We start from the raw sequence: 22,239 nt of genomic DNA on the forward strand, positions 1-22,239 counted from the left end.
CGTGCCGCATCAGCGGTTGCGTTCATGCTCCAGCCGCTGGGCTGCGATTTCGGCGTTGCGCTCAGCCCGGATCTGTTCGTCCAGAGCTTGTTTCACATAGTCCAGATGTGCCTCCACCGCCGCCCTTGCGTCAGCAGCATTGCGCGACTGCAACGCGGTGTTGATGGCGCGGTGTTGCTCCAGCAGCGCCTCGTAGGTGGTGTGTGCGCCAAACATGATGCGCCGGTTGTAGAACACCCCCTTGCGCAGCATGTCGAACATCGACCGCATCATGTGCAAGAGGACCACGTTGTGGCTGGCCTCCAGAATCGCCGAATGGAACTGCGCGTCCAGCTCTGCCGCCGCCTCCGAGATGCTGGGATCCCCGGCCTGTTCCATCCTGTCGAAAATTTCCTGAATCACGGCAAGGTCGGCATCAGAGCCGAATTTGGCGGCCCGTTCGGCGGCCATGCCCTCCAGATCGCGCCGGAAGGAGAGATAGTCGAACACCGCTTCGTCGTCGCTGGCAAAGAGCTGGATGAGCGCCGGCGAGAAGGCCGAGCCCAGAACATCGGCCACGAACACCCCGGACCCGGCCCGGCTGGCCAGCAAACCCCGGTCCTGCAGCTCTGCCAGCGCGTCGCGCAACGAGGGACGCGAGACACCCAGCCGTTCGGCCAGCTCTCGTTCGGGCGGGAGCCGCTCTCCCGGTCGCAGGATACCCCGCAGGATCAGCTTTTCGATCTGGCGCACCACGGCGGCAGAGAGCTTTTCCGGCTGAACTTTCTGGAACGGCATGAGTGGCCTCGGAAATGTCGATTGGTCAAATCATATGACCACCAACCGCCCCGAGCTGCAAGATCACGATGGGTGAAATAATAGGTCAGGACTATTGACTTGGTTTTCGTCTTTCTATCGATTGCGGACATGATCGAGAATGAAAGTGATTCAAATGACCCTCCCAGCGCAATTTGCGAAACGTGTTGGCCGCATGAAGGCTTCGGAAATTCGCGAGCTGTTGAAGTTGCTGGATCAGCCGGGGATGTTGTCCTTTGCCGGTGGCATCCCCGATCCGGCACTTTTTCCCGCTGAGGCCTTTGCCGAGGCCTTCCAGTCCGCCCTCACTCCCGAGCATCAGGCGCAGGCGCTGCAATACTCGATCTCCGAAGGTTACCTGCCGCTGCGCCAGTGGATCGCGGCGCATATGGCAGAGATGGGAGTGACCTGCGCGCCAGAGAACGTGCTGATCACCTCCGGCTCGCAGCAGGCTCTGGACTATCTGGGAAAGCTGTTCCTCAACCCCGGCGACACGGCGCTGGTGGGCTGGCCGACATACCTTGGCGCGCTGGCGGCGTTCAACGCCTATGAGCCGCGCTATGACTGCCTGCGCCCGGGAGATAACCAGCCGCCCGAAGCCTATGCCGCCGCAGCAGAGGTCGCCGGGGGGCGGGTCAAGTTCGCCTATATGAGCCCCGATTTTGCCAATCCCACCGGCGTCACCATGACCCGAGCGGAGCGGGTGGCAGCCTTGCAGATGGCGGAGGCACTGGGCGCCGCCGTGATCGAGGACGGCGCCTATCAGGCCCTGCGCTATGATGGTGAGGCGGTGCCGCCGATGCTGGCGCTGGAGCAGGAGCAGAAGGGTGGCGATCTCGACGCCTGCCGCACGATCTACTGCGGTACCTTCTCCAAGACCCTGTCGCCGGGGCTGCGCGTCGGCTGGGTGGTGGCGGCGACGCCGGTGATCCAGCAGCTGGTGCTGATGAAGCAGGCCGCCGACCTGCATTCCGCCACCATCAACCAGATCGCCACCCATCAGGTGGCCGCGCGGCTTTTCGACGACCACGTTGCGTCCCTGCGCGCGGTCTACATGCGCCGCCGCGATGCCATGCTCGCCGCGCTGGAGGCGCATATGCCTGAAGGTGTCACCTGGGCTCGGCCTGAGGGCGGGATGTTCATCTGGCTGACCCTGCCTGAGGGGATCAGCAGCGCCACGCTTCTGGAGCGCGCTTTGGCGCAGGAGCAGCTGGCCTTTGTCCCCGGTCAGGCCTTCTATGCCGACGGCTCCGGCGCCAACACGCTGCGGCTGAGCTTCTCCAACAGCAATGAAACCATGATTGCTGAGGGCATGGCGCGTCTGGGGCGGGTGCTCAACTCCGCGCTGTAAACGGCGGTTATCCACAAGATATGGTGGGGGTGCAGGGCGAAAAGTGCCGATTTTGCGTCATGCGCCGTTGACACTTGGCCCGCAAGACTGATGTGATTTCCGGCAACGGAATCACCAGAAAGGGCGATCTTGCGCTTTTCCAAACTCAGGCTGACTGGCTTCAAGAGTTTTGTTGACCCCACCGACCTGATCATCGCCGATGGTCTGACCGGCGTTGTGGGGCCAAACGGCTGTGGCAAGTCGAACCTGCTGGAGGCGCTGCGCTGGGTGATGGGCGAGACCCGCGCCAAGGCGATGCGCGGCGGCGGCATGGAAGATGTGATCTTCGCCGGCACCGCCAGCCGCTCGGCCCGCAACTTTGCCGAGGTGAGCCTGCAGATCGACAACTCCGAGCGGCTGGCGCCGTCGGGGTTCAACGAGGCCGATCAGCTTGACATCGTGCGCCGGATCACCCGCGACGTGGGCTCCGCCTACAAGGCCAACACCCGTGACGTGCGCGCCAAGGACGTGCAGATGCTCTTTGCCGATGCCTCGACCGGCGCGCATTCACCGGCGCTGGTGCGGCAGGGGCAGATCTCCGAACTGATCAACGCTAAGCCCAAGGCCCGCCGTCGGGTGCTGGAAGAGGCGGCGGGGATCTCCGGCCTCTATCAGCGGCGCCACGAGGCGGAGCTGAAGCTGAAGAACACCGAACAGAACCTGTTGCGCGTCGATGACGTGATCGAACAGCTCGCCAGCCAGTTGGGGCAGCTGGGGCGGCAGGCGAAACAGGCGCAGCGCTACCGCGAGATTGGCGAGAAGCTGCGGCTGGCCGAGGGCATGCTGCTCTACCGGCGCTGGCGCGAAGCGGATGACGCCCGCCTTGCCGCCGAGGAGGAACTTCGCACCCGCGTGACCCAGGCCGCCAAGGCAGAGGCACTGGCCCGCGTGGCGAGCGAGAAACGGGCCGAGGCCGAAGAAGGCCTGCCGCCCCTGCGCGAGGAAGACGCGATCGCTGCGGCCGTGTTGCAGCGGCTGGTGGTGCAGCGCGATGCGCTCTCGGATCAGGAGGCGCAGGCGCGTCAGAACATCGAACGTCTGAACAGCCGCATCCAGCAGCTGGGCAATGACATTGAGCGCGAGTCCGGCCTGAACAAGGACGCGGGCGAGACCATTGAACGGCTTGAATGGGAAAAGCGCGAGCTGGCCAAGGCCGGCGAAGGCCAGGACGACCGGATGTCCGAAGCGGCGGAGGTGGCAGAGGAATCGGCGTCGATCCTGCACACCGGCGAGGAACACCTGTCGCAGGTGACTGAGGATGTCGCCCGTCTCTCTGCCCGTCACCAGTCTGCCCAACGTCTGGTCGAGGATTGCCGCCGGGCGCTGGATCGGGCCGAGGGCGAGGGCGCCAAGTCCCGCGCTGCCATGGCGGAGGCCCGCGAGGCGCTGGGGACGTCGGAAGAAACCTATGAGGCCGCAGTCGAGGCCGAGGAAGAGGCCCGCGAGGCGGCCGAGATGGCCGAGGAGGCCCTGGCCGAGGCGGATGAGCTGCGCACCGAAACCCAGGCGCATGAGACCGAGGCACGCGCCAAACGCTCCGAGGCCGAGGGCGAGCTTGGCGCGCTGCGGGCCGAGGTGACGGCGCTGGCCAAGCTGGTCGAACGGGACACCGCCGAGGGTGGGCAGGTGATGGATGACCTGCGGGTGACCCCGGGCTACGAGAAGGCCTTGGGCGCGGCGCTCTCCGATGATCTGCGCGCGCCGCTTGCGGATGGCGACGGGCCCACCGGCTGGCTCACCCTGCCGTCCTATGACCGTGATGGCCCGCTGCCCGACGGGGTTGAACCGCTGGGCAAATATGTCGACGGCCCCGATGCGCTCTGGCGCCGGATCGCGCAGATCGGCGTGGTGGATCCGGACGAGGCCCTGCGCCTGCAACCGCAGCTGCAACCGGGGCAGCGGCTGGTGACATTGGAGGGCGACCTGTGGCGCTGGGACGGGTTCCGCGCCTGGGCCGAGGATGCGCCCTCTGCCGCCGCCATGCGGCTGGAACAGATGAACCGGCTGGAAGCGCTGAAACAGGATCTGGCCCATGCCACCGCCCGGACCGAGGGCGCGCAGGCGGCGCATGAGGCGCTGGTGCGCAAGCTGGAAGAAGTCACCCGCGCCGATCAGGCCGCCCGTCAGGCTCGCCGCGCCGCCGACCAGCGTGTCGCCGATGCCGCCCGTGCCCTGAGCCGCGCCGAGGCGGAGCGCAACCTCGCTGAAGGCAAGCTGGAAAACTTCGGCATCGCCGTTGCGCGCCATGACGAGGATGCGCTCACTGCCTCCCTGCAGCTGAAAGAGGCGGAAACCGGGCAAAGCGCGCTGGGGGATCTGGGTGAGGCCCGCGCCAAGGTCGAGGAGATCAAGCACGGGGTCGAGGCCGCGCGGATCACCATGCTGACCCATCGCTCCGCGCTGGACGAGCTGCGCCGCGAGGGCGAGGCCCGCACCAAACGGGCCCAGACCGTGACCAAGGAAATCTCTGGCTGGCGCCATCGTCTGGAGTCGGCCGGCAAGCGGATCGCTGAACTGGAAGAGCGCCGCGAGGCCAGTCAGGAAGAGCTGGAGGACGCGATGGCGGTGCCCGGCGAGATTGCCGAGACCCGCGAGGAGCTGAACGAACAGATCACCGAGGCCGAGACCCGCAAGGCCGAGGCCACCGACGCGCTGGTTGCCGCCGAAGGCGTGCTGCGCGAGGCGGTGCACAACGAACGTGAATGCGAACGGCTGGCCTCCGAGGCCCGCGAGGCGCGCGCCCGCTCCGAGGCCCGCACCGAGGCCGCCCGTGAGACTGTCGAGGCCGCCGCCGAGCGCATCGACGAGGTGATGCAGATGGAGCCCGGCGACCTGCTGCAGCAGCTTGAGGTCGCGCCTGAGGATATGCCCAACGCCGAGGAGCTGGAGGTCGAGGTCGCCCGCCACAAACGCCAGCGTGACGCGCTGGGGGCGGTCAACCTGCGCGCCGAGGAAGACGCCCGCGAAGTGCAGGAAGAGCATGACACGCTGGTAGCGGAAAAGCTGGATCTCGAAGAGGCGGTAAAGACCCTGCGCGCGGGCATCGCCAGCCTCAACCGCGAGGGGCGCGAACGGCTACTGACCGCCTTCGAGCAGGTCAACAGCTCCTTTGCGATGCTGTTCACGCACCTCTTTGGCGGCGGCGAGGCCAACCTGCTGATGGTTGAAAGCGACGATCCGCTGGATGCGGGGCTGGAGATCATGTGCCAACCGCCGGGCAAGAAGCTGTCGACCCTGTCGCTGCTGTCCGGCGGTGAGCAGACGCTGACGGCGATGGCGCTGATCTTTGCGGTATTCCTGTCCAATCCGGCGCCGATTTGCGTTCTGGACGAGGTCGACGCGCCGCTGGATGACGCCAATGTCACCCGCTTCTGCGACCTGCTGGACGAGATGTGCCGGCAGACCGACACGCGGTTCCTGATCATCACCCACCACGCGGTGACCATGGCGCGGATGGATCGTTTGTTCGGCGTCACCATGCAGGAGAAGGGCGTTAGCCAGCTGGTCTCCGTCGATCTGAAAAAGGCCGAAGCTCTGGTCGCCTGACTGTGAGCGGCGCTGACACGCAGTCGTGACTGCGCTGTCATCAAAAGCGCCGCTAGGGTAGCGCTATGCGCTATCTCATCCCTTTGCTGCTTTGCCTTGCCACGCCGCTCTCTGCTGCCGAATGGGCGTTGCGCCCCGGAGATCAGCCCTTTGACGCCGACGACCTTGCGGCGCTGCCGGGGCAGGTGTTCCGCTACTACGATGACGGCGAAAGCCGGTTCTGGGCCAATGGCGCATACGCCTATACCTACTCGGCACAAAATGGCGGCGGCACCGCCTGGGGCAGCTACAGGGTCGCCGAGGACGGCAGCGTCTGCGTGACCTTCACCAATGGCAACAAACGCTGCGACCTATATGTGCGTGATGGCAATCGCACCCTGCTGATTACCGAAGAGGGCGCGCGCTTCCCGATGCGGCCCTGAGCGACCTCAGAGCGCGTTGAGCAGATCCGGCGTTGGCCAGGCATCGGCAGGCAGGCCGAGGCGCATCTGCTCTTGCTGGACGGCCAGGCGTGTATTTGCACCAAGGATACCATCGACGCTGCCGACATCGTGCCCTCGGTCTTGCAGCCGCCGCTGCAGTTCCTTCATCTGCCCGTCGCTCAACCCGGTGTCGGGGTTGCCCGCGTTGTAGACCTCTGCGCCCTGAAGCCGGGTGGCGAAGTAGGCGGCGGTCAGCACATAGGTAAAGCTCTGGTTCCATTCGAAATAAATGTCGAAATTGGGGTAGGCGAGGAAGGCAGGCCCCTTGTGTCCCTGCGGCAGGATCAACGAGGCCTCGACGTCCTTCATTGCGAAGTCAAAGGTCCGTGGCGTGACCCCCATGGCCTCCCACTCTGCCACGGATTTCTTGTAGGCCGGGCCGGAGGCAGAGACATCCATGCCCGCCGGAATGGTAACTTCCTGCAGCCAGGGCTCGTTTGCACGCCAGCCGAGGTGCGACAGCATCCGCGCCGCTGACATCAGCGCATCGGCGGCAGAGGTTTTCAGCGTCACATGGCCATCGCCATCCGCATCCACCCCGTGTTCGAGGATATCGCCGGGCAACATCTGCACCATGCCGATCTCGCCGGCCCAGGCGCCGGTGGTGCGGGCCGGGTCGAAATCCCCCTTGCGATAGAGCTCCAGCGCTGAGAAGATCTGCGGCCGGAACAACTCCGGGCGGCGGCAGTCATGGGCCAGCGTCACCAGCGCGTTGCGGGTGTTGAAATCACCCTGGACCGCGCCGTAGTCGGTCTCAAACGCCCAGAAGGCCAGTAGCACGCCGCGGTTGATGCCATAGGTGGTCTCGATCCGCTCAAAAATCTTGTCGAATTCCTCGCCCTTGCGGCTGCCCCGATCCAATCGGCTCTGCGAGATGAGCCGTCGCGAAAACTCGATGAAGGGTTTCTGGAACACGCCTTGCGAGCGGTCGGCGCGCAGCACTTTGGAGTCTTTAGCGACACCGCTGAAGAAGCCGTTCACGGTTTTGATCGAATAGCCCGCGGAAACGGCCTCGTCCTTCAGCCCACGTACGAAGTTCTGGAAACCTCCGCCACATTGCGCAGAGGCCAGGGTCGGGGTGGCTAACAGGGCGATCAGGGCGGTGCGGTGCAGGACCGCTTTGGGGCTGGGCAGCACGCGCATGGCCATATGTCCTTTGGTCGGATGGGTTCGCGCTAACGATATCTAGAAGAGCAGACCCAATGCAACCACCAGAACCAGTGTCAGACCCCATGATTTCCACAGAATTTGACAGCAACGCGTGATGGCATGGGCATCGGCGCTCTTTGAGCCGCTGTCATTCACCCAAGCAAAGTCGCGCATCTCGCCATCGTAGGAGCGCGGACCCGCCAGCGCCACGCCAAGCGCGCGCGCCATGGCGGCCTCTGGCCAGCCCGCGTTGGGGGAGCGGTGTTTGCGCGCATCAGTGCTGATTTCGCCCCAGTCGCCGGTGCGCCGGGTGACCACGGCCAGCAGGAGCGCACTCAACCGGGCGGGGATGATGTTCAGCACATCATCAAACCGCGCCGCGGCCCAGCCGAATTCCTCGTAGGCTTCGGTGCGATAGCCGATCATGCTGTCGGCGGTGTTTATCAGCTTGTAGATCAGCAGCCCCGGCAGTCCGGCGACAAGGAACCAGAACACCGGCGCGATCACCCCGTCAGAGAAATTCTCCGCCCCGCTCTCGATTGCGGAGCGCGCCACCTGCGGGCCGGTCATGCTGTCGGTGTCGCGGCTGACGATCATCGCCACCGCTGCGCGCCCCTCGGGCAGGCCTTGACGCAACCCGGTGGCCACGGCGCTGACGTGGTCGATCAGCGAGCGTTGCGCGATCAGGATGGCGGCGATCAGCACACTGACCACGCTGCCGAGCCAGGACAGCGTCCAGCCGAGGACCAGCCCGGTCAGCACCAGCACGGCAACCGCCACCACGCCCCTGCCACGTTTGCCGTCGCCCTCATTCAATCCGTCGTCCAGCGCCTGCACCAGCCGTCCCATCAGCACCGCCGGATGCGGCAGCCGTGACCAGAGCCATTTCGGTTCTCCCAAGGCGGCATCGAGGATCAGGGCGGGGATCAGCAGCGCGGCGGTGCTCATGTCAGCGCGGTCTCCAGTTGGCCCCAGCGGTCGGCGGGCGGCAGACCGAGGCGCAGGAAGCGGGTGGAATAGGGGAAAGTGCGGCTCCAGATATGGGCGCGGCCAAGGCGCTCCTGCCAGGCAGCCGCGTCCTCCACGTCATAGAGCCGGAACAGATCAGTGCCGCCGACGGTCTGCGCCCCGGCCTGTTGCATCAGCTGGTCAAGGCGCGAGGCGGCATCGGCCAGTTCCAGCCGCGTGGTGGCCGCCCAGTCTGGGTTGTTCAATGCCACTGTCCCGGTCCGCAGCGCCGGGCCGGAGACCGCCCATGGCCCCATGGCGGCGCGCAGCCCCGCGATCAGTTCTGGATCGCCTATGGCAAACCCCAGCCGCAGCCCGGCCAGCCCCCAGAACTTGCCAAAGCTTTTCAGGATCACCGTGCCGGGTGTGGCGGCGCGCGCGATCAGGCTCTGGTCGGGGCAGATATCGCAGAAGCTCTCATCGATCACGCAGAAGGGCGCTGTCAACTCCTCCGCCAGCCAGAGGCGTCCATCGGGATTGTTGGGATGCACCACAACCTGCGCCTCTGCCGGACCCGCGTCGAGGACCTGCCAGCCACATTGGTCAAAGGCGGCCGCGTGTTCGTTATAGGTCGGGGTGGTGATCTGCACGGTGCGGGCAGGGCGCAGCACAGGGAGGCGGGCGATAAGGGCCGACGCACCGGGGGCGGCCAGGATATCCGCGCCCTCCGGCACCTGCCAGAAACTGCGGGCCGCCTCGATCAGTGCCTGTTGCGCGTCGCTGTCGGGCAGGGCGGTCCAGTCCTCTGCCAGCATGGGCGGCAGCGGGTAGGGGGCCGGGTTTATTCCGGTCGACAGGTCGATCCAGTCCTCACGCGCGCCGCCAAAGCGCGCGATGGCTGCCGCGAGGTTGCCGCCATGATCGCGCGCCGGGGGCAGGGCGGTCGTCAGGGCGGTGGCCGGTGCGCCTTGGGGGGCGCTTGAGATGCTATCTGCCATGGCGGATCGGCCTTTGTGCATAGGGTCTTTGGACGATATGCCCCCGCCCTTCCCATAAAGCAAGCGCGGCGGAACCCCGCCGCGCCCTGGGCCTCTCCGGTCCGGTTGCGCGCCTAGCCGCGCCCGTGCGGTGCATCCCAGTCCAGTATCGGGTTGATCGGCAGGATGCGGTTCGGATTGATGGTGTCATGGCTGTAGTGATAGTGGCGCACGATATGCGGCATCACCACCGTCTCTGCCACGCCCGGCATCTGATACAGTTCACGGGTGTAGGCCCAAAGGTTGGGGTAGTCGATGATCCGACGCCGGTTGCATTTGAAATGCAGATGGTAGACCGGGTCAAACCGCACCAGTGTCGTGAACAGACGCCAGTCGGCCTCCGTCAGCTGGTCGCCCATCAGGTAGCGATGCTGGCTCAGGATATCCTCCAGCCAGTCGAGACTGTCGAACAGCGGCACAACGGCGGCGTCATAGGCCTCCTGCGAGGTGGCAAAACCGGATTTGTACACACCATTGTTCACCGTGTCATAAACTCGGGCGTTCACCGCCTCGATCGGCTCGCGCAGCGCCTCGGGCCAGAGGTCAAGCGTATTGCCCGTGATCTCGTCGAAGGCGGAGTTGAGCATGCGGATGATCTCTGCGCTCTCGTTCGACACGATTGTGTTGTTCTGCTTGTCCCAGAGCACCGGCACCGTGACGCGGCCAGAGTAGGCGGGGTCTGCCTTCGTATAGACCTGGTGCATATAGTCGAAGCCGAACAGATCATCGCCGGTGGCGCCCTCCATGCCTGTCTTGAACTCCCAGCCCTTGTCCAGCATGTCCGGATGCACGACTGAAATGCTGATGTGGTCCTCCAGCCCTTTCAGTTTGCGAAAGATCAGGGTGCGATGCGCCCAAGGGCAGGCGTAGGACACATAGAGGTGATAGCGACCGCTTTCTGCCTTGAACCCTGTCTGACCATCGGGGCCGGGGCCGCCATCGGCGGTCAGCCAGTTGCGGAACTGGGATTCGGAACGTTTGAAAGCGCCCCCATGCGATTTTGTATCATACCAGACGTCTTGCCATTTGCCGTCAACCAGCAGTCCCATGGTAGGCCCTTCCTTTTTTCGGTTGCGACTGAGGATAGGGCCAGAGAAGTGGCGCGACCACCTGTGCGACTGCGCAGCGCCTCTGCATCCGCGCACAGGCCTCATGCAGAGAGCCTGTTCAGGCAGCGAGGCATTGGAACGTGGCAAGGCGCGCGGCCAACCGATCACACTTCGAAATTGCAGCGGAGGGGCGCGCCGCCTTCACTTGATTTTAGCTAATTCCAAGCCAAACTAAGGGTCGGTCCTCTAATGCCGGAGGTAAAGGCCATGACCACCTACGTTCCCCAGTCCGTTCAGGACGCGCTGGACAAGGCGCGCCTGCAGGGCATGAAGAAAAAGAATCGCCTGCGCGTGCATGCGGGCGAGGAGATCTATCCGGTGCTTCGCCAGTGGACTGACGGGTTCTCGGTCGAGGCGGAGGTGGTGCCGCAGTTGCGCGGCCTTGTGGATCTCTACGATGGCACACGTCATCTGTCGCAATGCCTGATCGTGGCCTCCGAGGCCGAAGCAGGCGAAATGCGCTATGAGTTCAAGCGCGCGACCGCCGCGGCAGACAGCGCACCGCTCGATTTCTATCGCGCGCCGGATGCGCCAGTCGGTTTGTTGGGACATGATCATCTGGGCGAGGGCTGAGCCAGCGCCCTTGGAGGAGTGTTTCCGGGCCTGTGCGCATTGGCGTGTGCGCACCAGCCTACGCTGCATGACGTTGCGAGATTTGCAGACGGTGAAGCTCCCGCCCATAAGCGCCATATCCTATTCAGGATATGACCCTGACGGTTGGGCCAAGCGCCGCGCGCGCCCGGAACGGGCGCGCGCGGCGCGGGTCGCTTCGGGCTTTGCCCGAAGCGAAATATCCCCGATACCTCCGAAAAAAGCCAACGAGCCAATCCAGGCAATCGGTCAGGGTTGGATATCTACCGTGGTGCCAACAGCGACTAGATCCGATACGTGCCGCAGCTGTGCATTGCCGCCGGCGCCGCTGTTTGCCGCGCATGCTCACCAATTCCAGTAGAGCCTTCGGCTTCCCGTGGATGAACATCTCGCCGTGCGGATCGCGTCTCGCGGTGGCGGTGTGCGCCTGATCCCTTGCCTGCAAGTTATGGTGGCTGCGCAAGAGGGGGAGGCGCTGCCTGAATTGCGCCGGTCGAACCTGAAGCGCCCCTCCGGCGTATTGCCGTCGCCCTCCGCAAACGCGGCGCCTTGGGAGGCAGAGCCACGCGTCCTCTGCATCCGCAACACGACCTTGCCCCCGGCACATCCTATCACCGCAGCCGCCCTACCGGATGTTCCGACCATCTGATGTTCCACCGCCGCCACTGGAGATGGCGGCGGTGCGGGCCCCAGCCGCTGCTCATAGAATCAGGCGCGGCACACGAGCAGCGTGCCCTGCGTCTCCTCGACCCGGGCCAAGGCCCGCACGAAATGCGTCACTGCAGGTCAGAGAACGCCCTGGCCAAGCGCGCACAGGCCTCTTCCACCCGCGCCCGCTGGGTGCCGAGGTTGAACCGCAGGAAGGTCTCGCCGCCGGTGCCAAAAGTGGTGCCATGGTTCGCCACGATCTTGGCATCCTGCTCCACACGGCGGGTGAACTCCGCCCGCTCCATGCCGGTGTCGCTAAAGTCGACCCACGCCAGGTAGGTGGACTGCAGTGCCATGGATTTCAGCCCCGGAATGGCATTCACAGCCTCGTCAAACAGCGCCTTGTTGCCCTCGATATAGGGCACCAGCGCGTCCACATAGGCCGCCCCTTCGGAAGAATAGGCGGCGATGGTGGCGGTTTCGCCGGCCGTGTTGCCCTGCAGATAGATCGCCAGCATGCGACGGCGGAAACGCTCGCGCAGCGCCTCGTCCGGGATGATCACCTGACCGGTGTGCAGCCCGGCTATGTTGAAGGTTTTCGACGGCGCTGTCAGCATGATCAGCCGGTCGACAACCTCCGGTACGGCAACCGGCATCGGCAGGTGCTTGTGCCCGCTGAACACCAGATCATGGTGGATCTCGTCAGAGATCAGCATCAGGTCGTGGCGCTTGCAGAAATCGGCGACCCCCTGCAGTTCGTCCTGGCTCCAGACCCGGCCACCGGGATTATGCGGCGAGCAGAGGATGACCATTTTCTCCTTGCCGGTCATCTGCGCGTCATAGGCGGCAAAATCCATGCTGTAGGCGCCGTCCTCCTGCACCATCTGGCATTCCACCACCTCGCGCCCCGCCAGGCGGATCACCTTTGCAAAGGCGTGGTAGACCGGGGTCAACAACACGATGCCGTCGCCCGGATCGGTAAAGGTGTCCAGGCACATGCCGACGCCGTTGACCAGGCCCGTGGTGGTGAAGATCGCATCCGCATCGACGCGCCAGCCGTGGCGGTTCTCCATCCACCACTGGATCGCGCCCTTGTATTCGGACTCGCGATTCTCGTAGCCATAGATGCCGTGATCGGCCATCTCGCGCATCTTTGCCGAGACCACCTCCGGTACGGCGAAATCCGTGTCAGCGACCCACATCGCCAGCCCTTCTTCGGGGGATACTCCGTAGAGTGGCTCCATCATGTCCCATTTGACGCAATTCGTGCCGCGGCGATCAATGATCTTGTCGAAATCCATGAAATTCTGTCTCCGTCGTGTTCGGGGCAGACGCTAGGGGATTGCGCCTGCGGTGCAAAGCCCCGCCAATGTGCTGGTACAAACACAGCGCGGTCGCTTGCCGATCACGGCCACCGCGAAGAGACATTGCGGGTTTGCAGCGATTGGCCTAAAGGCATTGGCCATGAAACGTTCGATCCTGATACACCCCGACCCGCGTCTGAAGAAGACCGCCGCAGAAGTGCCGGACCTGTCCGATGATTTGCGCGCGCTGGCCGACGACATGCTGGAAACCATGTATGCAGCGCCCGGCATCGGCCTGGCGGCGCCGCAGATCGGCATTCTGGATCGCCTGATCGTGCTTGATTGCGTAAAGGAAGAGGACGGCGCCGCGCGCCCCCTCGTCATGTTCAACCCGCGCGTCATCGCCGCCTCGGACGAGGAGAACGTCTACGAGGAAGGCTGCCTGTCGATCCCCGAGCAATATGCCGAGGTGACCCGCCCCAAGGTGGTGGATGTGGAATGGCTCGACCGTGACGGCAACCTGCAGAGCGAGACCTTCGACGGGCTCTGGGCCACTTGCGTGCAGCATGAGATTGACCATCTCGAGGGCAAGCTGTTCATCGACTATCTCAAGCCGCTGAAACGCCAGATGATCACCCGCAAGATGCAGAAGCTGAAGCGCGAAATCGCGCGTGGCAATACATGAGCCTGCTGCCGATCGTTCTGTGGCCCGACCGGCGTCTTTCGACGATCTGCAGGCCGGTGGATGCGGACGAGGATGTGACCACTCTGATCGCCGACATGCTGGAGACGATGTATGACGCGCCGGGCCGGGGCCTTGCGGCGCCTCAGGTTGGCGTGCTCAAGCGCCTCTTCGTGATGGATGTGGATTGGAAGGACGGGGCGCGGAACCCTGTCGTGATGATCAACCCGCAGATCCTTTGGCGCGCGGAAGAGACGGCTGTGGGCGAAGAGGGCTGTTTGTCGATACCTGGTGTCTCCACTGAAGTATCGCGCCCGACCCGTGTGCATGTGCGTTGGCTGGATGCTGAACGCCAGCCTTGCGAACAGGAATTTGACGGGTTCGCCGCTCGCTGCATCCAGCATGAATACGACCATCTCGATGGGCGTGTGACCTTCGATCACCTGTCGCCTCAGGCCCGCGCGGCGGCAGACGCTCAGTACCAGCCTGATGAGGACACGCGCTCATGACCATCCGCACCTGCCTGCCTTGGCCCGACAAACGCCTGCGCACCGCCGCCGACGCGGTGCCGGAGATCACCGAAGAGATCCGCGCGATCTGGGACGACATGATCGACACGATGGAGGCGATGCCGGGTGTGGGTCTGGCTGCCCCACAGATCGGCGTGATGCTGCGGCTGGCGGTGGTCGACGGCTCCACGCAGCGGGGCCGCGTGGTACGGCTGGCCAATCCGGAAATCCTGCATTCCTCGATCGAGCTGCGCGAACATGAGGAAGCCAGCCCCAACCTTCCTGGCGTGGCGGCCAAAATACAGCGCCCACGCGCGGTCACCGTGCGTTTCCTCAACGAGGACGGCGTGGTGGACCGGCGCGATTTTGTCGGGATCGAGGCCACATCCGTGCAGCATCAGATCGACCATCTGAACGGCAAGATGTACTTTGACCATCTCTCCCGGATGAAGCGCGACATGCTGATCAAGAAGGCGCGCAAACTGGCGCGCTGACCTGTTGGCTTTCAGCTTTTTGTAAATATCTCCGCCGGAGGCCCTAGCCTGACCCGTCAGGGGCAGGCGCATGCTGTCGCGCATATGCGCGTCCGCTCTGGCCCTGTGCCGTGTCCTGCGTTAAGCCTGTGCTCAACACCAATGCACGGCAGGAAGGGCAGCGCGATGCGGGTTATCTTCATGGGAACACCGGAGTTTTCGGTCCCGGTGCTGGATGCGCTGGTGGCCGCAGGTCACGAGATCGCCGCGGTCTATTGCCAGCCACCCCGTCCCGCCGGGCGCGGCAAGAAGGACCGCCCCACTCCGGTGCATGCAAGGGCCTCAGAACTGGGGCTTGATGTGCGCCACCCAGTCTCGCTCAAAAACGCCGAAGAACAGGCGGCCTTTGCAGCGCTCAAGGCGGACGTCGCCGTTGTGGTCGCCTATGGGCTGATCCTGCCGCAGGCCATCCTCGACGCGCCTGAACGGGGTTGCCTCAACATTCACGCCAGCCTGCTGCCGCGGTGGCGCGGCGCGGCACCTATTCACCGCGCGATCATGGCGGGCGATGCAGAAACAGGTATCTGCATCATGCAGATGGAGGCTGGCTTGGATACCGGCCCTGTCCTGATGCGCGAGGAGACCCTGATCGGGGCCGAGGAAGTCACTTCCGAACTCCATGATCGCCTGTCCGAAATCGGCGCTGGGCTGATCGTGGAGGCTCTCATGGCCTTGCCGGATCTGACGCCGGAGCCACAGCCCGCGGAGGGCGTCACCTACGCGAGCAAGATCGACAAGGCCGAGGCGCAGATCGACTGGCGCGCCCCGGCGGAAGAGGTCGACCGCAAGATCCGCGGTCTCTCGCCGTTTCCCGGCGCATGGTGCGACATCGACGGCCAGCGGGTAAAGGTGCTCGCCTCGCGTCTGGCCGCGGGATCCGGCGCGCCGGGCACCGTTCTGGACCAGACATTGACTATCGCCTGTGGCAGTGGCGCAGTGGAACTCCTGCGCCTGCAACGGGCCGGCAAGGGCGCGCAGGACTGCGAGACCTTCTTACGCGGGTTTCCGATTGCGACCGGTTCTGAGCTGTCCGTGCCGGAGGCGACGACATGATGTTGGCGCTGTTTGGCACCGTGGTGATCGCGGGTATTGTCGGCTACCTGTCCGAACGCAGCGGCTTTACTCACAACGGGGTGGTGCAATCGATCATCATCTGCGTCGGCGGGGCCTTCCTGTTCTTCTTCCTGCGACTGATGTTCGGTATCGGTTTCAACGCGCCGGGCTGGAACGCCATCCTGTCCTCGATCGGCGCGCTCATCATCGTGCCGTTCCACTGGCGGCGCTAGGCCTTTTGACGGGGCAGAAAGAGAGACAAGAATGTCGGTTGTGTTCCTGATCATCATCGGTGCGGCGGCGGGGTTGATCGCCACGCGGATCATGCGGATCGAAGCGGATCTCCTCACCACTATCGCCATCGGCGTTGCCGGGGCGTTGATCGGGGGTCTGGTGCTGCGCGCGCTTCTTGCGGTGATGGGCATGCTGGCCGGCTTGGTCGGCGCAATCCTCGGCGCGGTGGTGCTGATCCTGCTGTGGCAGAAGATCCAGAATAAGTAGTAAGCGGGGCAAGGCCCAAGTGTGGCAGGTGTTTCGCTTCGGGCAGAGCCCGAAGCGACCCGCGCGGTGGCGCGCCCTTTGGGCGCGCCACCGCGCTCGGCCCAACATTGCGCGCGTCCCACAGGGGCGCAAAGCTCGGGCGGGAGAGATCCCTTAGGTTATTGTCAGCGCCGCGGCGGGCGCGGACGGTAGACGGGCAGATGCCAGCCAAAGGCCAGGGAGCCGGCACGGGTCACCCAAGTGACCCCGGCGCAGCCCAGCAGGGCCGGTCCCGCCGGCAGGCCAAACCAGACCATAACCACCGCGGTGATCGCTCCGGCCATGGCGCAGGAAATATAGAGCTCACCCTGCGTCAGCACCAAGGGCACTTCGTTGCAGACCACATCGCGCATCAAACCGCCAAGGCTGCCGGTCGCCATGCCCATCAACACCACGATCACCGGCCCGTGCCCCAGTTCCATCGCCGCCCCGGCGCCTGCAGGCACCGCGATCGCCAGCGCAAATGTGTCGAGCCAGACCACCCAGCGCAGGCGGCTTTCCACCAGATGCGCGGTGAAGAACACCAGCACCGCCACCCCGGTGGCCAGCAGGATCGGCATCGGATCGCCCATCCAGAACACCGGGTTACGGTCCAGCAGCACGTCACGCACGGTGCCGCCGCCCACCGCCGTCAGGCAGGCGATGAAGGCAAAGCCGACGATGTCCAGCTGCGCCCGGCTTGCCACCATGGCGCCGGATGCGGCAAAAACGATGGCCGCGGCGTAATCCAGCAATGTCAGGATGGTCATGCCGCAGCCTCCCTACCGCGCGTGACAAAGGCGAAGAGCGTTTCAGCCGCCTTTCTTGAACGGTGCCATGCCAGCGCGTGCCAGCTCGTCGGCGCGTTCGTTCTCGGGGTGGCCCGCGTGGCCCTTGACCCATTCCCAGGTCACGTCATGGCGGGCCTGTGCTGCGTCCAGGCGCTGCCACAGCTCAACGTTCTTCACCGGCTTCTTGGCAGCAGTCTTCCAGCCGTTCCTTTTCCAGCCGAAGATCCAGCCGGTGACACCGTTCTTCACATAGGCGGAGTCGGTGACCACGGTGATCTTCGACGGCCGCGCCAGGCTTTCCAGCGCATGGATCGCGGCCAGCAGCTCCATCCGGTTGTTGGTGGTGTCTTTCTCGCCGCCCTGCAATTCGCGTTCCTTGACGATGGTCGCACCATCCATGGCACGCAACAGGGCGCCCCAGCCGCCGGGGCCGGGATTTCCGGAGCAGGCTCCGTCGGTATAGGCATATAAATCAGGCATGCGCGGTCACTACGACAAAGGTCTCCGCAGCGCCAGCCAATCCTTTGCCATTTCCGCGTCGCGTGCTCAGTACGGTGTAGCCCGCAGTGCCCAGAAGGCCGGTCAGCTCCTCCTCGCTGTAGTAGGAATAGAACCGGCCCAGCGTGTCGCGGCCTTCGCCTTCGCCGAGTTTCATGCCAAGGCTCAGCTGCCCCCCGGGCACCAGCGCGCGGTGCAGGCGCAGCAGATGGCCGGGGAAATCGTTGCGTGGCGCGTGCAGCAGGCTGAAGAAGGCCCAGATGCCGTCAAACATCGCGTCGATTTCGATATCTTCGAATTCCGCGACGCGGACCTCGATGCCAAAGGTCTCCTTTGCATAGGCCGCCATCTCGGGTGAGGCGTCTACGGCGGTAACCCGGTAGCCGTCGTCGCGAAACCGCGCCGCCCAATGGCCGGGCCCGCAGCCCAGATCCAGCACCGTGCCGCCCTCGGGCAGGCCTGCCACAAACGCCGCATAGTCGGGCTCGTGAAACGTGTCCTTCGCGCGGGCAAAGCCCTTGCCGTAGTCTTCCGCCGCTTGGGCATAGACTGCCATGGTTTCTTCATCGCTCACAAGAACACCCCGACAGACAACGAGAGGACAACGATGCCGGTCAACAGCACCCGCAGGCGCATCCACCAGCTGGGTGTCAGCCGCCAGAGGCTGAACATCATGTCCAGCAGCAACAGGCCGAGAAAGCCCCAGATCAGGTTCATGCCAGCGCTGACCGGCCCGCCGCCGGTCATGAAAAACGCCCAGAGCGCCGGGATCACTGACAGGGCGTAGCAGGCTGCCGATTGCAGTCGCCCGGAGGCGCGGGTGGCATAGCCCCAGAGCACCCCGGACATGAAGCTGAGGATCACCGAACCGTAGAACAACTGCACATAGGGGCCGACAAACCGCGATCCCAGCGCGTCGATCCCCCAGCTCTGCAGGGCCGGCACCAGCACCGTCAGCGCGCCCCAGACAAAGGGGATCACCCCGGCAAGGCCGAGGAGCAGCGGGGCGGTCGGAATGCCACGCAACATCAGGCGCGCTCCATCGCCAGCCGCAGGGCAAGCGCAGCAAAGATCGCCGCGAAGCTGCGGTTGAGCCATGTGACCACCCGTTCAGAGCCGAGGATCAACTGGCGCGCCTGCGCCGCAAACAGCCCGTATAGGACAAAAACCGCAAAGGTCAGCGCCATGAACACCGCGCCCAGCAGCACCATTTCCTGCGTTGCACTGGCGGCAGATCCGGACAGGAACGGCGGCATCAGTGCGAGGAAGAAGATCGATAGCTTCGGGTTCAGGATATTGATCAGCGCCCCGCGCTTGGCGATGGTCAGGCCGGGCTGCGGATCAGGCTTTGCGGCTGAAACCGACAGCGCGCCATCGGACTTCAGCATCTGCCACGCCAAGTAAAGCAGGTAGACCACACCGGCGATCTTCACGCCCTGAAACAGCAGCGCCGAGGAGTGCAGCACTGCCGCCAACCCCAGCGTCGCGGCGGCGAGATGCGGCAGTATGCCGACGGTGCAGCCAAATGCGGCCCAGATCGCCGCGCGCCGTCCGCGTCCGAGGCCAAGCGCCAGCGTGTATATGACACCTGTGCCCGGCGCGAGGACGACAACAAAGGCGGTGAGAAGAAACTGCAGGGAAATCAATGGATCGGTTCCTTGTGACAGGCCTGAACATGCAGGATGGAATACCTCTCCAAGGTAGTCACGCCGCCGCAGAGCGCAAGCCGCTGCTGCGTGCAAGGCGGGGTAGGGGTGACGGCACCCGGCGGCACGCGGGTCGTCTTCAGGCGCTGCGCAGCACGCGCGGTACCTTGAATTCGACCTTTTCCACCGCCGTCTCCACCAGTTCCACGGTGACATCATAGCGGGCACGGAAGGCGTCGATGACCTCGTTCACCAGGAGTTCCGGCGCCGAGGCCCCGGCGGTGATCGCCACCGAGCGGATGCCGTCGAGGGCGCGCCAGTCGATGTTCTCGGCCCGCTGCACCAACTGCGCGTAGCTGCAGCCGTTCTTGGCGCCCACCTCGACCAGACGGCGCGAATTGGAGGAATTGGGCGCGCCGACCACCAGGAGGGCGTCGGATTTCGGGGCCACCGCCTTGACCGCCTCCTGCCGGTTGGTGGTGGCGTAGCAGATGTCTTCCTTGTGCGGGCCGATGATGGCCGGGAACCGCGCCTGTAGGGCCGCAACGATATCCTTGGTGTCATCCACCGACAGGGTGGTCTGGGTGACAAAAGCCAGCCGCTCCGGGTCGCGCACCGTCACATCGGCCACATCCGCCACGGTTTCGACCAGCAGCACCTCGCCCTCAGGCAGTTGCCCCATGGTACCGACGGTCTCCGGATGGCCCTTGTGGCCGATCATGATCATCTGCAATCCGGCCTCGGCATGGCGCTGCGCTTCGATATGCACCTTTGAGACCAGCGGGCAGGTGGCATCGACAAAGACCATCTCGCGGGCCTGGGCAGCGGCGGGCACCGATTTCGGCACCCCATGGGCGGAAAAGATCACCGGCCGGTCATCAGGGCATTCCTCCAGCTCCTCGACAAACACCGCGCCTTTTTCGCGCAGCCCATCGACGACAAATTTGTTGTGTACGATTTCGTGGCGCACATAGACCGGTGCGCCCCATTTTTCCAACGCCATCTCCACGATCTTGATCGCGCGGTCGACGCCGGCACAGAACCCGCGGGGCGCCGCGAGATAGAGGGTGAGAGCTGGTTTCGTGGTCATCGGTGCGCGGTCCCAGAGATCGAGGGTGGTCAGGATGTGCCCCAGAGGTAAGGCCTGTACCGCCCGAGGTCCAGTGCTGGGCGAACAGTGGTGCGCAAAAGAAACCACCCGGCGCCTATGTCACACCGGGTGGTCCTATCGTGAGTGGTTGCCTGAGTGTTTTGGCGTCAGTCGGTCTCGGCAGGCGGCGTGCGCGGTTCGCTCGGGACGTCGCGCGGTGGCCGCCCGATGACGTCGCGCAGTTCTTCGAGTTCGATGAAGTTGTCGGCCTGACGGCGCAGTTCGTCGGAGATCATCGGAGGCTGGCTGCGGATCGTCGAGACAACCGACACGCGGACGCCCTGACGTTGCAGGCTGGCGATCAGAGGGCGGAAGTCACCGTCTCCCGAAAATAGCACGATATGATCCACGCGCGGTGCAAGCTCCATGGCATCGACAGCAAGTTCGATATCCATGTTCCCTTTCACCTTCCGGCGACCCATGCTGTCCGTGTACTCCTTGGCAGGCTTGGTCACCATGCTGAAGCCATTATAGTGCAGCCAGTCCACCAATGGCCTGATGGGCGAGTATTCGTCGTTTTCCAGCAGCGCTGTGTAATAGAAAGCCCGTACAAGTTTGCCGCGCCGCATAAATTCCTGGCGCAGAAGCTTGTAGTCGATGTCAAATCCCAATGCCTTGGCGGAGGCATATAAATTCGAGCCATCTATGAACAGCGCAAGCCGTTCGTCCTTGTAAAACATTAAATGTGTCCTTCTGGTGTCGCGGGGACCGAATTCCGTGAGTGAGTTTAATAAATGTCCGGATCCGCGGGTGGACTTAATCTAGTTTATTTGGCACTCCCCGCAAGTGTCAGGTCTTTGGGAATTGGGGTCAAGCATGACCGAAAATCGGTCAACCTTTCTCGTTGCGCTCGGAAGCAATCTGGAAAACGAGGGGACGACCCCCCTCGCGACCATGCAAACATGCTTGACCGAGTTTCGTAAAGAAGGGTTTGAGCTCTCGGCGATTTCACGGTTTTTTGCCACGCCTTGCTTTCCGGCAGGGGCCGGGCCGGACTATGTGAACGCGGCTGTGGTCCTGACTGGCGATCTTTCTGCCAGTGATGCGCTGGCTGCGCTGCACCGTATCGAGGCTCACTTTCGACGCACCCGCACGGAGCGTTGGGGCATGAGGACGCTTGATCTCGATCTGCTGGCGGTCGATCAGCAGGTGCGTCCTGATCGGGAAACCTTTGAGTATTGGCAAACCCTGCCAGCCGAGCGACAGCGCAAGGACAGTCCGGATCAGTTGATTCTACCGCATCCGCGCATCCAGGACCGTGCCTTTGTATTGGTGCCGCTGGCGGATGTGGCGCGCGACTGGGTTCACCCGGCTCTCGGGCTGAGCGTCGGGCAGATGCTGGCCACATGTCCGGCCACGGACCGGGCCGAGGTTGCGGCTCTGTAAAGCGGTTGCAGGGGTTTTCCTGCGATTGTGATATGTCTCGACTTGTCAAGTCCCGTGATTCATCCTAGAAGCACTCTCTCTGGACCCAGAACTATATTGGAGAGTCGCCCATGGCCCGCGTGACGGTTGAAGACTGCGTTGACAAAGTTCCCAACCGATTTGAGCTGGTGATGCTGGCCGCACATCGTGCGCGCGAGATCTCTGCTGGCTCCGAACTCACCGTTGACCGCGACAACGACAAGAACCCGGTCGTGTCCCTGCGTGAGATCGCCGATGAAACCCAGAGCGCCGACGCCCTGCGCGAACGCCTGATCGAGAGCAACCAGTCTCAGATCGAGGTCGACGAGCCGGAAGAAGATTCCATGGCGCTGCTGATGGGTGGCGAAGCCGACAAGCCTCAGGAAGACGACATGAGCGAAGAGAAGCTCCTGCGCGCCCTGATGGAGGCCCAGGGTCAAGGCTGATCCAGGCTG

General features: G+C 64.2%; 26 protein-coding genes. 13 read left to right on the forward strand and 13 right to left on the reverse strand.

The window, feature by feature from the left end; genetic code table 11:
- Positions 1–9: 9 nt before the first annotated feature.
- The gene (locus CLV89_RS13795; RefSeq protein ID WP_106164237.1) at positions 10–777 is read right to left on the reverse strand and encodes a FadR/GntR family transcriptional regulator; all 768 of its coding nucleotides are present in this window, start codon (positions 775–777) and stop codon (positions 10–12) included.
- 154 nt (positions 778–931) lie between these two features.
- Here CLV89_RS13795 and CLV89_RS13800 point away from each other — a divergent pair, with 154 nt between their 5' ends.
- The 3 genes from CLV89_RS13800 (at position 932) to CLV89_RS13810 (ending at position 6,153) form a co-directional block, all read left to right on the forward strand.
- Complete coding sequence (locus CLV89_RS13800) at positions 932–2,146, forward strand: aminotransferase-like domain-containing protein (protein ID WP_106164238.1); 1,215 nt, start codon at positions 932–934, stop codon at positions 2,144–2,146.
- A gap of 129 nt (positions 2,147–2,275) precedes the next feature.
- Positions 2,276–5,731 carry a chromosome segregation SMC family protein gene (locus CLV89_RS13805; protein ID WP_106164239.1) on the forward strand — a complete coding sequence of 1,152 codons (3,456 nt, stop codon included), beginning with the start codon at positions 2,276–2,278 and terminating at the stop codon, positions 5,729–5,731.
- Positions 5,732–5,796: 65 nt separating this feature from the next.
- Positions 5,797–6,153: a hypothetical protein gene (locus CLV89_RS13810; protein WP_106164240.1), complete on the forward strand. Its 357-nt coding sequence runs from the start codon at positions 5,797–5,799 to the stop codon at positions 6,151–6,153.
- A 6-nt stretch (positions 6,154–6,159) separates the two neighbouring features.
- On the opposite strand, the gene CLV89_RS13815 is transcribed toward CLV89_RS13810, so the two are convergent.
- The 4 genes from CLV89_RS13815 to CLV89_RS13830 form a co-directional block, all read right to left on the reverse strand.
- Positions 6,160–7,356, reverse strand: a complete 1,197-nt coding sequence (locus CLV89_RS13815) for a lytic murein transglycosylase (protein WP_106164307.1) — start codon at positions 7,354–7,356, stop codon at positions 6,160–6,162.
- Between the two features lie 42 nt (positions 7,357–7,398).
- Entirely contained in the window at positions 7,399–8,310 is a 912-nt protein-coding gene (cbiB, locus tag CLV89_RS13820) for an adenosylcobinamide-phosphate synthase CbiB (RefSeq protein ID WP_106164241.1), read from the reverse strand.
- Entirely contained in the window at positions 8,307–9,308 is a 1,002-nt protein-coding gene (locus tag CLV89_RS13825; RefSeq protein ID WP_106164308.1) for a threonine-phosphate decarboxylase, read from the reverse strand. The genes cbiB and CLV89_RS13825 overlap by 4 nt, the downstream gene beginning before the upstream one ends.
- A gap of 113 nt (positions 9,309–9,421) precedes the next feature.
- The gene (locus CLV89_RS13830) at positions 9,422–10,396 is read right to left on the reverse strand and encodes a glutathione S-transferase family protein (protein ID WP_106164242.1); all 975 of its coding nucleotides are present in this window, start codon (positions 10,394–10,396) and stop codon (positions 9,422–9,424) included.
- A gap of 267 nt (positions 10,397–10,663) precedes the next feature.
- Between CLV89_RS13830 and CLV89_RS13835 the strand changes: the two genes are divergently transcribed.
- Positions 10,664–11,029, forward strand: a complete 366-nt coding sequence (locus CLV89_RS13835; protein ID WP_106164243.1) for a hypothetical protein — start codon at positions 10,664–10,666, stop codon at positions 11,027–11,029.
- Positions 11,030–11,423: 394 nt separating this feature from the next.
- Positions 11,424–11,696, forward strand: coding sequence for a hypothetical protein (locus CLV89_RS22405; RefSeq protein ID WP_133166728.1), 273 nt, complete (start codon positions 11,424–11,426; stop codon positions 11,694–11,696).
- A 127-nt stretch (positions 11,697–11,823) separates the two neighbouring features.
- Here the strand turns inward: CLV89_RS22405 and CLV89_RS13840 are convergent, their stop codons facing one another.
- On the reverse strand, positions 11,824–12,996 hold the full coding sequence (locus CLV89_RS13840; RefSeq protein WP_106164244.1) for a MalY/PatB family protein: 1,173 nt from the start codon (positions 12,994–12,996) through the stop codon (positions 11,824–11,826).
- Positions 12,997–13,159: 163 nt separating this feature from the next.
- Here CLV89_RS13840 and def (CLV89_RS13845) point away from each other — a divergent pair, with 163 nt between their 5' ends.
- From def (CLV89_RS13845) to CLV89_RS13870, 6 genes are all read left to right on the forward strand, one after another.
- Positions 13,160–13,684 (forward strand): peptide deformylase, encoded by a 525-nt coding sequence (def, locus tag CLV89_RS13845; protein ID WP_106164309.1) that lies wholly within the window; start codon positions 13,160–13,162, stop codon positions 13,682–13,684.
- Complete coding sequence (gene def, locus CLV89_RS13850) at positions 13,681–14,190, forward strand: peptide deformylase (RefSeq protein ID WP_106164245.1); 510 nt, start codon at positions 13,681–13,683, stop codon at positions 14,188–14,190. The genes def (CLV89_RS13845) and def (CLV89_RS13850) overlap by 4 nt, the downstream gene beginning before the upstream one ends.
- A complete protein-coding gene (gene def / locus CLV89_RS13855) occupies positions 14,187–14,684 on the forward strand; it encodes a peptide deformylase (RefSeq protein ID WP_106164246.1) in 498 nt (165 codons plus the stop codon). The genes def (CLV89_RS13850) and def (CLV89_RS13855) overlap by 4 nt, the downstream gene beginning before the upstream one ends.
- A 165-nt stretch (positions 14,685–14,849) precedes the next feature.
- On the forward strand, positions 14,850–15,776 hold the full coding sequence (fmt, locus tag CLV89_RS13860) for a methionyl-tRNA formyltransferase (protein ID WP_106164247.1): 927 nt from the start codon (positions 14,850–14,852) through the stop codon (positions 15,774–15,776).
- On the forward strand, positions 15,773–16,009 hold the full coding sequence (locus CLV89_RS13865; RefSeq protein WP_106164248.1) for a hypothetical protein: 237 nt from the start codon (positions 15,773–15,775) through the stop codon (positions 16,007–16,009). Before fmt ends, CLV89_RS13865 begins: the two co-directional genes overlap by 4 nt.
- 31 nt (positions 16,010–16,040) lie before the next feature.
- Positions 16,041–16,277, forward strand: coding sequence for a GlsB/YeaQ/YmgE family stress response membrane protein (locus CLV89_RS13870; RefSeq protein ID WP_106164249.1), 237 nt, complete (start codon positions 16,041–16,043; stop codon positions 16,275–16,277).
- A 164-nt stretch (positions 16,278–16,441) separates the two neighbouring features.
- Here CLV89_RS13870 and CLV89_RS13875 read toward each other — a convergent pair whose 3' ends face one another.
- The 7 genes from CLV89_RS13875 to CLV89_RS13905 all read right to left on the reverse strand — a co-directional run bounded on the left by CLV89_RS13875 (position 16,442) and on the right by CLV89_RS13905 (position 21,060).
- On the reverse strand, positions 16,442–17,065 hold the full coding sequence (locus tag CLV89_RS13875) for a trimeric intracellular cation channel family protein (RefSeq protein ID WP_106164250.1): 624 nt from the start codon (positions 17,063–17,065) through the stop codon (positions 16,442–16,444).
- A gap of 42 nt (positions 17,066–17,107) precedes the next feature.
- Positions 17,108–17,566 (reverse strand): ribonuclease HI, encoded by a 459-nt coding sequence (gene rnhA / locus CLV89_RS13880; RefSeq protein WP_106164251.1) that lies wholly within the window; start codon positions 17,564–17,566, stop codon positions 17,108–17,110.
- The gene (locus CLV89_RS13885) at positions 17,559–18,158 is read right to left on the reverse strand and encodes a class I SAM-dependent methyltransferase (protein WP_106164252.1); all 600 of its coding nucleotides are present in this window, start codon (positions 18,156–18,158) and stop codon (positions 17,559–17,561) included. The genes rnhA and CLV89_RS13885 overlap by 8 nt, the downstream gene beginning before the upstream one ends.
- Positions 18,155–18,613: a DUF3429 domain-containing protein gene (locus CLV89_RS13890; protein ID WP_106164253.1), complete on the reverse strand. Its 459-nt coding sequence runs from the start codon at positions 18,611–18,613 to the stop codon at positions 18,155–18,157. Before CLV89_RS13890 ends, CLV89_RS13885 begins: the two co-directional genes overlap by 4 nt.
- Positions 18,613–19,230: a LysE family translocator gene (locus CLV89_RS13895; RefSeq protein WP_106164254.1), complete on the reverse strand. Its 618-nt coding sequence runs from the start codon at positions 19,228–19,230 to the stop codon at positions 18,613–18,615. The genes CLV89_RS13890 and CLV89_RS13895 overlap by 1 nt, the downstream gene beginning before the upstream one ends.
- A 139-nt stretch (positions 19,231–19,369) precedes the next feature.
- Complete coding sequence (gene ispH, locus CLV89_RS13900) at positions 19,370–20,320, reverse strand: 4-hydroxy-3-methylbut-2-enyl diphosphate reductase (RefSeq protein ID WP_106164255.1); 951 nt, start codon at positions 20,318–20,320, stop codon at positions 19,370–19,372.
- 167 nt (positions 20,321–20,487) lie between these two features.
- Positions 20,488–21,060: a LabA-like NYN domain-containing protein gene (locus tag CLV89_RS13905; protein WP_106164256.1), complete on the reverse strand. Its 573-nt coding sequence runs from the start codon at positions 21,058–21,060 to the stop codon at positions 20,488–20,490.
- A gap of 136 nt (positions 21,061–21,196) precedes the next feature.
- On the opposite strand from CLV89_RS13905, the gene folK reads away from it, so the two are divergent.
- Together folK and rpoZ are read left to right on the forward strand one after the other, a co-directional pair.
- On the forward strand, positions 21,197–21,766 hold the full coding sequence (gene folK / locus CLV89_RS13910) for a 2-amino-4-hydroxy-6-hydroxymethyldihydropteridine diphosphokinase (protein WP_106164257.1): 570 nt from the start codon (positions 21,197–21,199) through the stop codon (positions 21,764–21,766).
- 110 nt (positions 21,767–21,876) lie between these two features.
- Positions 21,877–22,230, forward strand: coding sequence for a DNA-directed RNA polymerase subunit omega (rpoZ, locus tag CLV89_RS13915; protein ID WP_106164258.1), 354 nt, complete (start codon positions 21,877–21,879; stop codon positions 22,228–22,230).
- Positions 22,231–22,239 lie beyond the last annotated feature (9 nt).

It is taken from the genome of Tritonibacter scottomollicae (assembly GCF_003003215.1).
In the GTDB taxonomy this organism is placed as follows: Bacteria; Pseudomonadota; Alphaproteobacteria; order Rhodobacterales; family Rhodobacteraceae; genus Epibacterium; species Epibacterium scottomollicae.